The organism is Nocardia ninae NBRC 108245, from assembly GCF_007990755.1.
In the GTDB taxonomy this organism is placed as follows: domain Bacteria; phylum Actinomycetota; class Actinomycetes; order Mycobacteriales; family Mycobacteriaceae; genus Nocardia; species Nocardia ninae.
In genome coordinates this window covers 1-14,618 of the sequence record NZ_BJXA01000135.1, presented here as the reverse complement: position 1 = coordinate 14,618, position 14,618 = coordinate 1, and the positions used below count along the sequence as shown (strand labels likewise).

13 protein-coding genes and 1 pseudogene are annotated in these 14,618 nt (G+C 68.8%); 5 read left to right on the top strand and 9 right to left on the bottom strand.

Features of this window, described 5'->3' with window-relative positions; translation table 11 throughout:
* A partial coding sequence (locus NN4_RS43060) for an ImuA'/RecA-like NTPase (RefSeq protein WP_503826353.1) occupies positions 1-332 on the bottom strand: 332 nt, incomplete at its 3' end.
* Positions 333-743: 411 nt separating this feature from the next.
* Here NN4_RS43060 and NN4_RS43055 point away from each other — a divergent pair.
* A complete protein-coding gene (locus NN4_RS43055; RefSeq protein ID WP_147143805.1) occupies positions 744-1,868 on the top strand; it encodes a serine/threonine-protein kinase in 1,125 nt (374 codons plus the stop codon).
* A 12-nt stretch (positions 1,869-1,880) separates the two neighbouring features.
* On the opposite strand, the gene NN4_RS43050 is transcribed toward NN4_RS43055, so the two are convergent.
* Positions 1,881-2,516 (bottom strand): response regulator, encoded by a 636-nt coding sequence (locus NN4_RS43050; RefSeq protein WP_147143812.1) that lies wholly within the window; start codon positions 2,514-2,516, stop codon positions 1,881-1,883.
* Positions 2,517-2,644: 128 nt separating this feature from the next.
* Positions 2,645-4,009: an ATP-binding protein gene (locus NN4_RS43045; RefSeq protein ID WP_371865842.1), complete on the bottom strand. Its 1,365-nt coding sequence runs from the start codon at positions 4,007-4,009 to the stop codon at positions 2,645-2,647.
* Between the two features lie 166 nt (positions 4,010-4,175).
* On the opposite strand from NN4_RS43045, the gene NN4_RS43040 reads away from it, so the two are divergent.
* Together NN4_RS43040 and NN4_RS43035 are read left to right on the top strand one after the other, a co-directional pair.
* A complete protein-coding gene (locus NN4_RS43040; RefSeq protein ID WP_308633357.1) occupies positions 4,176-5,810 on the top strand; it encodes a PspC domain-containing protein in 1,635 nt (544 codons plus the stop codon).
* Entirely contained in the window at positions 5,803-6,018 is a 216-nt protein-coding gene (locus tag NN4_RS43035; RefSeq protein ID WP_147143800.1) for a hypothetical protein, read from the top strand. The genes NN4_RS43040 and NN4_RS43035 overlap by 8 nt, the downstream gene beginning before the upstream one ends.
* Before the next feature lie 63 nt (positions 6,019-6,081).
* On the opposite strand, the gene guaA is transcribed toward NN4_RS43035, so the two are convergent.
* Positions 6,082-7,650 carry a glutamine-hydrolyzing GMP synthase gene (guaA, locus tag NN4_RS43030; RefSeq protein WP_371865841.1) on the bottom strand — a complete coding sequence of 523 codons (1,569 nt, stop codon included), beginning with the start codon at positions 7,648-7,650 and terminating at the stop codon, positions 6,082-6,084.
* 135 nt (positions 7,651-7,785) lie between these two features.
* Between guaA and NN4_RS43025 the strand changes: the two genes are divergently transcribed.
* Positions 7,786-8,586 (top strand): alpha/beta fold hydrolase, encoded by an 801-nt coding sequence (locus NN4_RS43025; protein WP_147143793.1) that lies wholly within the window; start codon positions 7,786-7,788, stop codon positions 8,584-8,586.
* A 3-nt stretch (positions 8,587-8,589) separates the two neighbouring features.
* On the opposite strand, the gene NN4_RS43020 is transcribed toward NN4_RS43025, so the two are convergent.
* Both NN4_RS43020 and guaB read right to left on the bottom strand, forming a co-directional pair.
* Positions 8,590-9,744 carry a GuaB3 family IMP dehydrogenase-related protein gene (locus NN4_RS43020; protein WP_147143790.1) on the bottom strand — a complete coding sequence of 385 codons (1,155 nt, stop codon included), beginning with the start codon at positions 9,742-9,744 and terminating at the stop codon, positions 8,590-8,592.
* Between the two features lie 351 nt (positions 9,745-10,095).
* Positions 10,096-11,640, bottom strand: coding sequence for an IMP dehydrogenase (gene guaB, locus NN4_RS43015; protein WP_135234891.1), 1,545 nt, complete (start codon positions 11,638-11,640; stop codon positions 10,096-10,098).
* A 225-nt stretch (positions 11,641-11,865) separates the two neighbouring features.
* Here guaB and NN4_RS43010 point away from each other — a divergent pair, with 225 nt between their 5' ends.
* Positions 11,866-12,279 carry a DUF5319 domain-containing protein gene (locus NN4_RS43010; protein WP_022567296.1) on the top strand — a complete coding sequence of 138 codons (414 nt, stop codon included), beginning with the start codon at positions 11,866-11,868 and terminating at the stop codon, positions 12,277-12,279.
* A gap of 184 nt (positions 12,280-12,463) precedes the next feature.
* Here NN4_RS43010 and NN4_RS43005 read toward each other — a convergent pair whose 3' ends face one another.
* The 3 genes and pseudogenes from NN4_RS43005 to NN4_RS42995 form a co-directional block, all read right to left on the bottom strand.
* Positions 12,464-13,534, bottom strand: a complete 1,071-nt coding sequence (locus NN4_RS43005; protein ID WP_147143784.1) for an anti-sigma-D factor RsdA — start codon at positions 13,532-13,534, stop codon at positions 12,464-12,466.
* Positions 13,527-14,105 carry a sigma-70 family RNA polymerase sigma factor gene (locus NN4_RS43000; RefSeq protein ID WP_107654257.1) on the bottom strand — a complete coding sequence of 193 codons (579 nt, stop codon included), beginning with the start codon at positions 14,103-14,105 and terminating at the stop codon, positions 13,527-13,529. Before NN4_RS43000 ends, NN4_RS43005 begins: the two co-directional genes overlap by 8 nt.
* A 178-nt stretch (positions 14,106-14,283) precedes the next feature.
* Positions 14,284-14,618 (bottom strand): annotated as a pseudogene (locus NN4_RS42995) (hypothetical protein); the annotation flags it as partial.

Sequence of the window (14,618 nt, the reverse complement as noted above, 5' to 3'; positions counted from 1 at the left end):
AGCAGGCCGAGCCGGGGCACCCCGACCACCGCGGCGTGCCCACCGTCCTCGGTCACCGCGGCGAGCAGGCCGGCCAGCAGCGACCGGGCGCCCGTGTAGGACACGACCGACCCCTTGGTCAGGCCACCGCCGGGCAACAGCGCGGCGAGCGCGGGCGGCACCGCGAGCGACTCCCGGCGCAGTTCGGCGTCCAGCGGTATCCGCTCGGCCGCCGCTTCGCCGCGACCGGGTATCGCCGCCATTCTTCTGCGCAGCTCAGCCACCGTGGGCGGGCTCTCCCGAGCTACCGCCTGCGGTTGTGCCCCCTCCTGCGGTTTCGCATCCGAACCCATCTCTACCACCTACTTCCCACGATGGACCCGAGGCGACGCCACGGAACGAACCCCCAGGTACAGGGGTCAGCACCGATTCAGCTATCGATCCGTATCGAATATACGTTCGATACCTGCTCAGTAGAAACCGACCCCCGGGTTCCGTCAAGAGCCCACCCCCGCACCCACGATTTCGAAACGATGCCGTTGTAAACCGCGGCTCGGTCTGTACGCAGTCGTTATCGCGGCAGCGAGTCAGGACCCCGCCCGCGAGCGGATGTCACAGTGACGACGGCCGCCGACCACGACCCACGAGGCGGCGGACAGAGCGACTACCAAGTGCGGCACCGGCGTTCGAGGTCGGCAAAAACCAGGGCGCGGTTCGTGTCAGCAAACTCCGTAGGGCACCTTGTTTTCCGCTACCCTCGCACCGTGACCGAACGCGCTCGTCCCATTGTCGGCCCCGACTACCTGGTCGCCGGCCGCTACCGGCTGCAGTCGAAGCTGGGTGGCGGTGGCATGGGCGCGGTGTGGCTCGCGCACGACCGGCTGCTCGATCGGGACGTCGCCATCAAACAGGTCCTCTCGACGGCCGGGCTGCCGGAAGCCGAGGCCAACGAGATCCGCAGCCAGATCATGCACGAGGGCCGGGTCGCGGCCAAGCTCTCGCACGAGCACGCGATCGCCGTGTACGACGTGGTGCTCGAGGCGGGCGAGCCCTGGCTGGTGATGGAGCACTTACCCTCGCGCAACGTGGCCAAGGCGCTCGCGCTGGTGGACACGCTGCCCCCGATCGAGGTGGCGCAGATCGGCGCGCAGGTCGCCGACGCACTGGCCGCCGCGCACGCGGCGGGCATCACGCACCGCGACATCAAACCCGGCAATATCCTTGTCGCCGACCGTGGCCCGATCGTCGGCATGGCCAAGCTCAGCGACTTCGGCATCTCGCGCGGCGCGGGCGAGCACTCCGACGATCCCGACGGTGTCATCGTCGGCACCCCCGCCTACCTGCCGCCGGAGGTGGCCCGCGGCGCGCAGCCGACCACGGCCAGCGACGTGTTCTCCCTCGGCGCCACGCTGTACACCGCGATCGAGGGGCAGCCGCCGTTCGGTCTCGACGAGGACAGCGATGTGCTGGTGCACCGCGCGGCCATGGCGCAGATCATCCCGCCGACACGCAGCGGCATGCTCACCGACGCGCTGCTGCACATGCTCGAGCCCGCGCCGCAGCGGCGGCCGACCATGGCCGAGGCCAGGGATGAAATCCTCACCGCGGCTTTCGGTCCCGGTACCGGGCCTTACATCATCGGCGCGCCGGTGCGCACCGAGGACGGCACCATTCCGGCGTGGGCGGCGCGGAATTCGGCGTCCGGCCTGCGCAGTCCGCACTCGACCCCGCTGCCGCGCCCACACCGCGCCCCGGTGGGCGCCGCGGCGGCGGCTCCCGCACCGCAGCGCACCAAACCACCGCAGGCCAGCAACGCACCGCTGGCCATCGCCATCGGACTGCTGATCGGTCTGGTCATCATCATCGCCGTCATCATCGCGGTGATGTAACCCCGGCGCGGATCAGTCGATGCGCCGGTGATGGGCCCAGCGGGTCAACGCATTCCGGTTCGACTGCTGGGTTTTGCGCAGCACATTGGACGCGTGGGTTTCCACGGTTTTCACCGAGATGAACAGATTTTCGGCGATCTCGCGGTAGGTGTAGCCGCGGGCGAGCAGCCGCAGCACCTCCAGTTCCCGCGGGGTCAGCGAATCGAGTTCCGGGTCCAGCGGTGGCTCGGGCACCTGTGACTTGCCGGTGAACGAGTCGAGCACGAACCCGGCCAGCCGCGGGCTGAACACCGCGTCGCCGCCGGACACCCGGCGGATACCGTCGGCCAGTTCGGCACCCGAAATCGTCTTGGTCACATACCCTCTGGCGCCCGCGCGGATCACCGCGATCACGTCCTCGGCGGCATCGGAGACGCTGAGCGCCAGACATACCGGACCCTCTTCGATGCCCGCGAGCACCGCGACGCCACCACCGTCGGGCATGTGCACATCGAGCAACACGACATCCGGATTGGTCGCCTTGATCCCCGCGATCGCCTCGGCGACTCCCCCGGCCTCACCGACCACTTCCATGTCGGTCTCTCGGCTCAACTCCGCTCGCACACCCGACCGGAACACTGCGTGATCATCGACCAGAAAGACCCGCACGGCCACCCTGCTTCTCCTCAACTGTCGGTGGATCGACCCACCCTGGCGCGCGGGCCGCCCACGGGCCGCCCACACCCCATCGGTACCACATATGGCCGCGAGTCGACCGAACTCACTTCAAACAACGGTCACTGCCCGGGATGAACCGGCACCTGATCGGGGTCGACGGCCGCTTCCGCCGCCGGCTGCTCCGGCTCACCGGAGTCCGTGCGCGGCATCATGATTCGCACCTCGGTGCCGCGCCCGGGAGTGGACAGGATCTCCACCTGGCCGCCGCGGCGTTCGATCCGGCCGCGGATGGATTTCGCCAGGCCCTGCCGGTCCTGCGGCACGGCAGCGGTGTCGAAACCGCTGCCGCGGTCGCGCACGAAAATGCTCACCTGGTGCGGTTCGGTCTCGGCGAACAGGTCGATCTCCGGGACGCCCGCGTGTTTGGCGGCGTTGACCAGTGCCTCCCTGGTGGCACCGAGCAGCGCGGTGAAATGCTCCTTGGGCAGGCCGGAGCCGGTCTCGCCGATATCCATCGACACATCGCCGACGGTCACCGGGGTCACCTTCACGCCGTGCTGATCCTCCACCTCACCCGCGATGGTGCGCAGCGCGGCGGCCAGGCTCGACTGCGCCGGGCCGGCATCCTCGAACAACCATTTGCGCAGTTCCCGCTCCTGGCTGCGGGCCAGCCGCACCACCTCCTGCGGGTCACCGGCCTGGCGCTGGATCAGGGCCAGCGTCTGCAGCACCGAATCGTGCAGGTGCGAGGCGATCTCCTCGCGCTCTTCGTTGCGGATGCGGGCCGAGCGCTCGGCGTTCAGCGCCCGCATCATCCGCAACCACAGCGGAACCGTCAGCAGTCCGGCGCCGACCAGCGTGACGGCCACCGCGATCAACGCGGACCCGAGCGAGCTCAGATCGATCCTGGCCAGCACCACCACACCGAGCCCGGCCACGATCAGCGTGCCGCCCGCCACGATGCGCGCCCACGTCACCACCGAGGGGCGCGCGGGTAGACCGAGCAGTGACCGGGGGCCGTCGGCGTCGTACTCTCGCCACACCAGCGCCGCACCGATGGCAACCACGATGATGGGTGCGATCACGCTCGCCGCGGTACCGCTGAACATCCACGACACCCCGATGGCGAGGCCGACCCCGAGCATGGCGAGACCGATCGCCTGCCGCCGCTCGGAACCGGGCGCCTTCGCTACATCGGAGCCGCCCGGCGTGAAGATCCACAGCAACCCGTACGCGACGATGCCTGCCCCGGCCGCGGCGAGCAGCACGAACGCCATCCGGACCTTGAACACGTCGACGCCGAGGTGGTCGGCGATGCCGCCCGCCACCCCGCCGATGATCCGACCGCCCGAACGCCGCACCATCCGGGCGTGCGGCGGCGGCCCGGGATCGAACACCGGCGCAGGCCCGAAACCACGCGGGGCCTCGAACCCCCGCGCGGTATCGAACCCTCGGGTGTCGAACGAGGGCGCAGACGGGTACATGCATTCGATAGTGGCACGACCCGCCGACAGCTAGCCATCAGGAATCCCCCTGATCTTCTGCTGAGCCCCGGATGACGACCTGACCGGCCGGGTCCAAAAGGTTCAGTAAATTCTTCAGGGTTATCCCCGATGTGCGGATGCGCTGGTCAGGCACACTATGGGAACCATGACGAAAACGAGCTTCGGGGATCAGCTCCAGCAGATCTGGCGTACGCGCCCGGTGCGGTTGCCTCGACAGGGACCGATCGCCGGCGTAGCGGCCGGGTTCGCGCAGCGGTACAACGTCGATCCGGTACTGGTGCGGGTGGCCTTCGTGGTGTCCGCGATCTTCGGCGGCTCCGGAGTCGTGCTCTATCTGCTGGCCTGGCTGCTGTTCAGCGCCGCCGGTGACGAGTCGTCGGCGGCGGAGTCGCTGGTCGGCAAGGGGCGCAGCTCGCAGTCGCAGACCAAGACGATCGTGTTGATCGTCGCGCTCGCCATCGCGGTGAGCACGATGGGCCCGGTCGGGGCCGGCCTCGGCGGGTCGGGGCTGATCAGCATGGCGTTGATGCTGGCAGGCTGGTGGATGATGCACCTGCGCAATCCGGAACCACCGCCGGGGACCACCAGTGAGTTCAGCGGGTACCTCGCGGACAACGGGATCATGGCGACCGGCTACCCCGGTGCGGTCTTCCCACAGGGTGCGCCGCGCCCCACCAGTGACATCTATGTACCGCCGACCAGTGTGTACACGCCTTACACCAAACTGCCGGACACCTATATACCGGAAACGTCGGGCACCGAAACCGTACTGCCGCACCGGGATTCCGGAGCGAGCGACACCGGCCAGGTGCACGAGGCCGGTACGGACCTGCTGCGCAAGCGAGACGCGAGCGATCAAGGCTCTGCGGCAAGCGATTCCGCGGCACCGCCCGAAAAGGGCGACGCACCAAGCGGATACCACGCGACATCGGACACAGTCCAGCTCGACAAGGGCGGCAACACAACCGAGGTCATCGACCCGCGAAGTGCCGCAGGCCCAACGGCTTCCGCCCAGGCCGACCCTCCGTCACTCAGCAAAGCGGCACCGAGCTCGCCCTCCGGCACATCCGCCGCGCTGAAGCCGCCGACCCCGGCCACCCTCGGCCGCACGACCCCGCCATCCTGGGACCCGCTCGGCGTCGCCCCGCTCGCCTGGGATCTGCCCGAGCCGACCCCCGTGCGCACCATCGTCGCGCCGCCGCCGAAGCGTCCACGCTCCCGGCTGACCCCGGTGGTGCTCGGCCTGGCCATCCTCGCCGCCGCCGGCGCGGGCGCACTGGCCGCCTCGGGTGTCGAGTGGATGACGCCCGGCCGGATCGCGGCGGCCGCCTTGGCGGTGATCGGACTCGGCCTGGTTCTCGGCGCGTTCCTGCGGCGCGGGTACGGCCTGCTGGTGCTGACCGCTCCGCTGGCCGGATTCGTCCTGCTCGCCTCGGCGATCGGACCGATCGACTTCGACCGCAGCGCGATGGGCCAACACGACTGGACACCGACCACGGTCAGCGAGTTGGAGTCGCACTACACCGTCAACATGGGGTCGGGCACGCTGGATCTGCGCCGGCTGAACCTGACCGAGAGCCGCACCGTCGATGTCGAGGTCCGGATGGGCGACTTCCAGGTGTGGCTGCCGAACAACATGAAGGTCGACACCCAGTGCACCGAGACCATGGGTGAGGTCAACTGCGTCAACGGCCTGACCGGCCCGACCACCGAGGGCGCGCCCGTGCTCGACCTGAATATCAATGTCCGAGCCGGAAACGCGGAGGTGCACCGTGGCTGACAAGTCCAATGAATCCACCGAGTCCCGCCGTGGCCCGTCCGCCTCGCTGCTGATCGTCGGCCTGCTCGCCCTCGGCGTGAGCGCCTGGGCCTTCGTCGGCCCGTCGTCGTGGCCGACCACCAGCGTGGTCCCGGTCGGCTGGATCGTGGTGCTCGCCGCCATCATCGTCGGCATCGTGCTGGTGGTCTCCCCGCGCAAGCGCGGCTGATCGAGGCGAAACGAAGAATGGCCCGTCCATCGGACGGGCCATTCTTGTTGCGTTAGTAGGGATTCACTCCCATTCGATGGTGCCCGGCGGCTTGCTGGTCACATCGAGAACGACCCGGTTGACCTCCGGCACCTCGTTGGTGATCCGGGTGGAGATCCGCTCCAGCACCTCGTAGGGCAGCCGGGTCCAGTCGGCGGTCATCGCGTCCTCGCTGGATACCGGGCGCAGCACGATCGGGTGACCGTAGGTGCGGCCGTCGCCCTGCACGCCGACGCTGCGCACGTCCGCGAGCAGCACCACGGGGCACTGCCAGATCTGCCGGTCCAGCCCCGCCGCGGTGAGCTCCTCGCGGGCGATGGCGTCGGCCTGGCGCAGCGTGACGAGCCGGTCCTCGGTGACCTCACCGACGATGCGGATGGCGAGACCGGGCCCGGGGAACGGCTGGCGGCCGACGATCTCCTCGGGCAGCCCGAGCTCGCGGCCGACCGCGCGCACCTCGTCCTTGAACAGCAGGCGCAGCGGCTCGACCAATTCGAATTCCAGGTCGTCCGGCAGGCCGCCGACGTTGTGGTGACTCTTGATGTTCGCGGTGCCGCTGCCACCGCCGGACTCGACGACATCCGGGTACAGCGTGCCCTGCACCAGGAATTCGACCTTCGGCACGGTGCCGCCGCCCTGCTCGACGACGACCTCGGAGACCGCGTCCTCGAACGACCGGATGAACTCGCGCCCGATGACCTTGCGCTTCTCCTCGGGGTCGGTGACGCCCTTCAGCTCACCCAGAAACTTCTCGACCGCGTCGACGGTCACCAGCTTGGCGCCGGTCGCGGCGACGAAGTCCTGCTGGACCTGCTCACGCTCGCCCGCCCGCAGCAGGCCGTGGTCGACGAACACACAGGTCAGCCGATCACCGATGGCCCGCTGCACCAGCGCGGCGGCCACCGCGGAGTCGACACCGCCGGACAGCCCGCAGATCGCGTGCCCGTCGCCGACCTGCTCGCGGACCGCGGTGATCAGCGAATCGGCGATATTGGCCGGGGTCCAGGTGGCGCGGATGCCCGCGATCTCGTGCAGGAAGCGGCTGAGCACCTGCTGTCCGTGCGGCGAGTGCAGGACCTCGGGGTGGTACTGCACGCCGGCCAGGCGGCGGGCCCGGTTCTCGAACGCGGCAACCGGTGCGCCCGCGGTGGTGCCGGTGACCTCGAAACCCTCGGGCGCGTCGGTGACCGCGTCGCCGTGGCTCATCCAGACCGGCTGCAGGGTGGGCAGTCCGCCGTGCAGCACGCCACCGTCGACACTGATCTCGGTGCGGCCGTACTCGCGGGTGCCGGTGTGCGCGACCGTGCCGCCCAATGCCTGCGCCATCGCCTGGAAGCCGTAGCAGATGCCGAAGACCGGCACGTCGAGATCGAACAGCCGCGCGTCCAATTGCGGTGCGCCCTCGGCATACACGCTGGACGGGCCGCCGGACAGGATCACGGCGAGCGGCTGCTTCTCGGCGATCTCCTCGACGGTGGTGGTGTGCGGAATCACCTCGGAGAACACACTCGATTCGCGGACCCGCCGGGCGATCAGCTGTGCGTATTGCGCGCCGAAGTCGACGACGAGGACCGGTCTCTGAGTATCTGCCACGGCCACAGTTTAGTGAGCACACTTTGGGCCCGAGCCATCGGCACAGCACCTGCGCCGAGCCCAGCTCCAGCAAGCAAAAAGGCGAGCCAGCAAATCGCCCCACCCGCCCCCGCACCGCTGGCTATCCTCGTGCTCGTGCCATTCGCCCGCGCGATCGACGCCGACATCCACTACGAGGACAGCGGCGGGAGCGGCCCGGTGGTGCTGCTAGCACACGAATTCTTCATGGACCGGACGATGTTCGCGGCTCAGATGGCCGCGCTGGCACCGGAATTCCGGATCGTCTCGTGGGATGCGCGCGGCCACGGCCGCACCAGGGACGAGGGCCTGCCGTTCACCTATTGGACCGCCGCGCGCGACGCGCTGACCGTGCTCGACCACCTCGGCGCCGAACGCGCCGTGGTCGGCGGTACCGCACAGGGCGGCTTCACCGCGCTGCGCACCGCGCTCATCGCGCCGGAACGGGTGTCGGCGCTGATCCTGATCAGCACCGAGGCCAACGGTCCGACACCCGAACAGTCCGACGCCACCCAGCAGTTCCTCGAGCAGTGGTACGACGACGGCTCACGTCAGCAGGCGGCAAATCAGTTGGCGTCCTGGCTGATCGGCGACGACAAGTGGTACCGGACCATCTGGACCACCCGCTGGATGCTGCGCGACTGCCGCGGCATCGAGGTCGCGGCAGGCTGCCTGCTCAGCCGGGACTCGGTGCTGGACCGGTTGTCCGAAATCACCTGCCCCGCCTTGGTGATTCACGCCACCGACAGCGGCATCCCGCCCGACCGGGCCAAACAGCTGACCGAGGGGCTCACCGGCGCCAGCTACGTCGAGATCGCGGGCGCCCGGCTCGCGGTCACCATGACGCACCCCGAGCCGGTGAACGTCGCCATGCGGCAGTTCCTGCGCGAGCGGATCACGCCCTCGCACGCACGGTAAGGCTCACGCGCGGACGCTGAGCCCGACCTTCTGGAACTCCTTGAGGTCGGAGTAGCCCGCCTTCGCCATCGAACGACGGAGCCCGCCAACCAGATTCAGCGAACCGAACGGATCGTCCGAGGGGCCGAACAGCACCTGCTCCAGGCTGGGGCGCACCGCGTCGCCGGTGCCCTCCTCCAGCTCCCACTCGACGCCGAGCAGCGAACCACGCGGCACCGAGGGGTGCGCAGCGGCGGACGGCCAGTACCAGCCGCGCCCGGGCGCCTCGGCGGCCAGCGCCAGCGGCACCCCCAGCATCGCGGCATCCGCACCACAGGCGATCGCCTTGGCGAGCTGCCCCGAGGTCTCCACGTCACCGTCGGCGATGACGTGCACGTAGCGCCCGCCGGTCTCGTCGAGGTAATCGCGGCGCGCGGCCGCGGCATCGGCGATCGCGGTGGCCATCGGCACGCCGATACCGAGCACCTCGCGGGTGGTCGTCGCGCCGGGGAACGAACCGTAGCCGACGATGACACCCGCCGCGCCGGTGCGCATCAGGTGCAGCGCGGTCCGATGATCGCTGACCCCGCCCGCGACCACGGGCACATCCAGCTCTGCGATGAAGGTCTTGAGGTTCAACGGTTCTCCGTCACCGACATGCTCGGCGGAGATGATGGTGCCGTGCACCACGAGCAGGTCGACCCCGGCCTGCACCAGCGCGGGCGTGAGCGCACGGGCGTTCTGCGGGCTCACCCGGACCGCAACCGTCACACCGGCCGCCTTCACCTGCGCGACCGCGGCAGCGAGCAACTCCGGCTGCATCGGCGCGGCATGCAGCTCCTGCAACAGCGAGACGGCACGCTCGTAGCCGCCCTTACCGACGAGCTCCAGCAGCTGATCGATCTTCGCGGCGACATCCGCGTGCCTGGCCCACAGCCCCTCGCCGTTGATCACGCCGAGTCCGCCGAGCCGCCCGAGCTCGATAGCGAACTCCGGCGACACCAGCGCGTCGGTGGGATGCGTCAGGAACGGGATCTCGAAACGGTAGGCGTCGAGCTGCCACGACAGCGACACCTGCTTCGACGAGCGGGTCCGGCGCGAAGGAACGATGTCGACATCGTCCAACTCGTAGGTACGCCGGGCGGTCCGGCCCATGCCGATCTCGACCATGTCGCGCACGTCTGTCTCCTATCTATCGGCCGCGCGGGCGCGGCGTGTTCGTGGCCCCCGGGTGTCTCGCGTCCGAGTGGACGAGACTCGCGCCTGCGGCGCATGCGCTTCGTCCACTCGGACGCGAGACGGGCCACGAACGGCGCTCGTAAGACTCGCGCTGTGGTGGCCGTGCTCGTGACGGGAGGCTGCGGCTCAGGCTAGCCGTCGACGTTCAGCAGCTCGTCGCGTGCGCGGTCGGCGCCGGGTGTCGGCGGGCTGGTCCGGGCATGGGCCTACAGCTTCGTGTGCCATCGGCCTGATCCCGAACAGGTCTGGTCCTGCACGGACCTCACGGTCTCGTGCAGGACCATCATGCGGCTAGCCGCGACCAGTGTAGTTAGGGGCCTCGACGGTCATCGTGATGTCGTGCGGGTGGCTCTCTTTGAGGCCCGCCGCGGTGATCTGCACGAATTGGGCTTCCTGCAGGTGCGCGATGGACTGGGAGCCGGTGTAGCCCATGGCCGCGCGCAGGCCGCCGACGAGCTGGTGGATGACCTGGTTGACCGGGCCGCGGAACGGCACCCGGCCCTCGATGCCCTCGGGCACCAGCTTGTCCTCGGCCAGCACGTCGTCCTGGAAGTAGCGGTCCTTGGAGAAGGACTTGGCCTGGCCGCGGCCCTGCATCGCGCCGAGCGAACCCATGCCGCGGTAGCTCTTGAACTGCTTGCCGCCGACCAGGATCAGCTCACCGGGCGACTCGGCGGTGCCTGCGAGCAGCGAGCCGAGCATCACGGTGGACGCGCCGGCGGCGATCGCCTTGGCGATGTCGCCGGAGAACTGGATGCCGCCGTCGGCGATGACCGGAACACCGGCCGGCTTGCACGCGGCGACGGCCTCGAGGATGGCGGTGATCTGCGGCGCGCCGACACCGGCGACCACGCGGGTGGTGCAGATGGAGCCGGGACCGACGCCCACCTTCACCGCGTCCGCGCCCGCCTCGACCAGCGCGGCCGCGCCGGCCCGGGTGGCCACGTTGCCGCCGACGATCTGGATCCGGTCGCCGACCTCGGCCTTGACCTTGGTGACCATCTGCAGCACCTGCGCCTGGTGGCCGTGCGCGGTATCGACGATGAGCACGTCGACGCCCGCGTCGGACAGCGTCATGGCGCGCGACCAGGCGTCGTCGCCGACACCGACCGCGGCGCCGACCAGCAGGCGGCCGTCGCGGTCCTTGGTGGCGTTCGGGTACTGATCGGTCTTGACGAAGTCCTTGACGGTGATGAGCCCGCGCAGCTTGCCGTTGCCGTCGACGATCGGCAGCTTCTCGATCTTGTGCCTGCGCAGCAGGCCGAGCGCGGCCTCCGCGGTCACGCCTTCCTGCGCGGTGATCAGCGGCGCCTTGGTCATCACCTCTTCGACCCTGCGGTTCTGGTCGACCTCGAAGCGCATGTCGCGGTTGGTGATGATGCCCACAAGGCTGCCGACCTCGTCCACCACCGGCAGACCGGAGATGCGGAAGCGGGCGCACATGGCGTCGACCTCGGCGAGGGTGTCGTTCGGGCGGCAGGTCACCGGGTCGGTCACCATGCCCGCCTCGGACCGCTTCACGGTCTCCACCTGGGCGGCCTGATCGGCGGCGGCCAGGTTGCGGTGCAGCACACCCATGCCGCCCGCCCTGGCCATCGAGATGGCCATCCGCGCCTCGGTCACCGTGTCCATGGCCGAGCTGACCAGCGGGGTCCGCAGCCGGATGTCCCTGGTCAGCTGGCTGGAGGTCTCCACAGAGCTGGGGATGAGATCCGAGGCGGCGGGCAGCAACAGCACATCGTCGAATGTGAGGCCGAGCATGGCGATCTTGTTCGGATCGTCACCACCCGTAGATGGGCGGACAGCGGTGCGTTCGCCCGATACGGGATTACTCATTCGGATCGACCCCTCCTGGACGTCGACAGCGACCGACGCCGGGGTCACCGGCGCCGCGCGCAGTTGATGGGATGGACTGGTGGCTCCGGGAATCGTGTCGGGTGCTCGCCGGGGCCTGACACCATGGTATCTGTCCCGCAAACTCATCGACGAAGTGAGCCCACCGGCGAAACTTGCGGCCTACATAGCTGGCGCAGACCACCCTGTTCTGCGTACCGTGGGGATGTGCGTGACCATCTACCACCTGGCTTGCCGCCGGATCCGTTCGCCGGAGACCCCTCCGACCCGTCCGCCGCGCTCGACGCCATCGAGCCCGGTGAGCCGCTGGATCCCCACGAGCGCCTTGCGGTCGAGGAAGATCTCGCCGACCTCGCTGTCTACGAGGCGCTACTAGCGCACCGCGGTATCCGCGGACTCGTGGTCAGCTGCGAAGATTGTCGGCAGGATCACTACCACGACTGGGACATGTTGCGCGCCAACCTACTTCAACTGTTGGTCGACGGCACCGTGCGCCCGCACGAGCCCGCCTACGATCCGACGCCGGAAGCGTATGTCACCTGGGATTACTGCCGGGGATACGCGGATGCCTCGATGAACGAGGCCTTCCACGGCGACGGATTCGACGGATTCGACAACTGAGGTTCGAGCCACCGAACCGATGACGCGTCCCCCTTCGGGGCTCGCGCACCGCGGCATACAACGCTGTGATTTTCACCGCACCGTCACGGGGGCGTGACACCCGGACAAACAGAAAACCGACTGCCCGTTGGCAATCGGTTCGCGTCCTGTTGAAAAGTTTCTTGGTGGTTGCTGGTGCCGTCCGCTAACTGGTGGTCCCCGCACCGCCGGACCCGGTGGGTACGACGAACGTGGTGCCCGGATTGCCTTGCGTCGGTACCCGAGTCGGGGCGCCGCCGTTGTCCGAGGTCGGCTGAACCGCCGTCGGTTCGGCCACGGTAGTCGGGGGCGGCTGGGTGACGGTCGGCTCCGCCGACGGCGGCGGTGTGGTCACCGTCGGCGGCAGAGTCGGCTTGTCGTTGGTCGGGGTCGGTGGATCGGTGGGGTCGGTCGGCTGGTCGCTCGGATCGGCGGGCTTCGTCTGCTGCACCGGCGGCACCGTGGTGTCGACCGGCGGGACCGGCTTCGGCTTGGCGCTGGTGCTGGTCGCCGGGTCGGACGGCTTCGTCGAGGTGCCCTGATCCAGCTGATCGGCCAGATCGTTGTACCCCATGGCACGCAGTTGGCTGACGAGTCGCTTCCACTCCAGCATCAACTCGTCGTGCTTTTGGGGGCTGTCGACCTGATCGGCGTTCACCCGCGCCTGCTCCAAGCGTTCCTTGGCCTGAACCGGGTTCTGATTGATCAGCTTCGCCGCTTCGTCCAGATCGGTGCCTGCCCGCTGCGCCACGGTGCTCTGGGCCGCCTGATTGAAGACGACCTCCTTGACCTTCCACAGCGGATCGCCGGGCTCGGAGTTGTAGGAGAACGCCGTCATGCCGCCGAAGACCAGGGCGAGTGCCGCCGCGGCGCCGAGCAGCGGGCGAACCAGCCGCAGCCGGCCACCGCCGCCCTGTGCGCCGACGCGCACCTGACGGGCGCCGATCTCCTGGTTCACCGCGGCAACGATCGCATCCAGATCCGGCGCTGCGGTCATCGGCGGTGCGATGATCTCGGCCCGCCAATCCGCGAGCATGGCCGCGAGTTGATATTCCTCCGCGCTGTCGGTCCGTACCGGGCCATCGCTTGCGATGGCGTCGATCAACGCATCGTCGCGGCGTACCGCAGCGATATCGACCGGGCCGGTGTCTCCGGACGCGTCGGCGTAGGGACCGCTGTTTCGCGATCCAAGCCGCGCTTTCCAGTCACCCCGACCGCGCTCGCCATCCCTAGCCATACATTTCACCTGCCCTCGCCACTTGAGACTTCAGTTTCGCGAGTGCCCTGTGCTGGGCCACTCGTATCGCCCCCGCCGTACTGCCCACGGCGACTGCGGTTTCTTCGGCTGACAAACCCATGACCAATCGCAGGATCAAGATCTCTCGATGTTTTTCGGGGAGTGTCGCGAGCAGACGGTTCATCTGCCTGCTCGTCTCCGATTCGAGAGCTCGTTGTTCCGGACCATGGTCGGTGGATATGACATCTGGTACTTCGGCCATTGCCTCCGCCTTGTTACGGGCGGCATTGCGATGGGCGTCGGCGACCTTGTGCGAAGCGATTCCGTAAACGAAGGCCATGAAGGGCCTGCCCTGGTCTTGATACCTGGGCAAGGCTGTCATCACGGCCAGACAGACCTCCTGCGCAACATCATCCGCGGAGAGCTGCCCACGCTCCGCGGCTCCGATCCGCGCGCGGCAATAACGCACCACGAGCGGGCGGATCATCTCCAGTACCTGAGCTAAAGCGGATCTGTCGCCCTGCGCAGCCGCAGCGACGGCGAGGTCCAACTCTTCGCCCATGTTCGTCATCGTCAGAGAGATTCCCGGCGTTACAAGTGGCACGGTCGTGATGACCAGTGCTTCCACCGAAGCGGCGGAACGGAACTAACAATAGCGATACAGCGCCCGGAACAAGGCAACACGGTCACCGTTGGAACCATGGGCACCGCGCAACCTGATGTAGTCGGGCTTAACGCCCTACGGCCCGCTACCCCGCAGTGCTCGGCCGGAACCGGCCGCCACGTCGAACGATGGTCGCGGCACAGTCCTCGGCCTCCGCGGCGGCGCCCGGCACGGCCAGCCCCGCACGCAGCATGGCGCTCGCCCAGCGCAGCGGCAGCAGACCGTGTTCGCGGCACTGTTCGGCAACCTCGTCGGCGAGCTCGCGTGACCGGTCGTGGTCGCCCGCCACCGCGGCCGCCGCGGCGACCAGCAATCGGGATTTGACCAGATGCCGCGCCGACGGCGCGCGCTCGGCGAGCTCGAGCGCCGCCGCCGCATGTTCGGTCGCGGGCTCGACAGTGCCTGCGGCAAGCGCGGTTT

Coding starts and splice junctions, on each gene's coding strand:
- NN4_RS43000 (WP_107654257.1), bottom strand. CDS start 14,105: ATGACGAACATGGGCGAAGAGTTGGACCTCGCCGTCGCTGCGGCTGCG.
- NN4_RS43045 (WP_371865842.1), bottom strand. CDS start 4,009: ATGTACCCGTCTGCGCCCTCGTTCGACACCCGAGGGTTCGATACCGCG.
- NN4_RS43040 (WP_308633357.1), top strand. CDS start 4,176: ATGACGAAAACGAGCTTCGGGGATCAGCTCCAGCAGATCTGGCGTACG.
- NN4_RS43005 (WP_147143784.1), bottom strand. CDS start 13,534: ATGGCTAGGGATGGCGAGCGCGGTCGGGGTGACTGGAAAGCGCGGCTT.
- guaB (WP_135234891.1), bottom strand. CDS start 11,640: ATGAGTAATCCCGTATCGGGCGAACGCACCGCTGTCCGCCCATCTACG.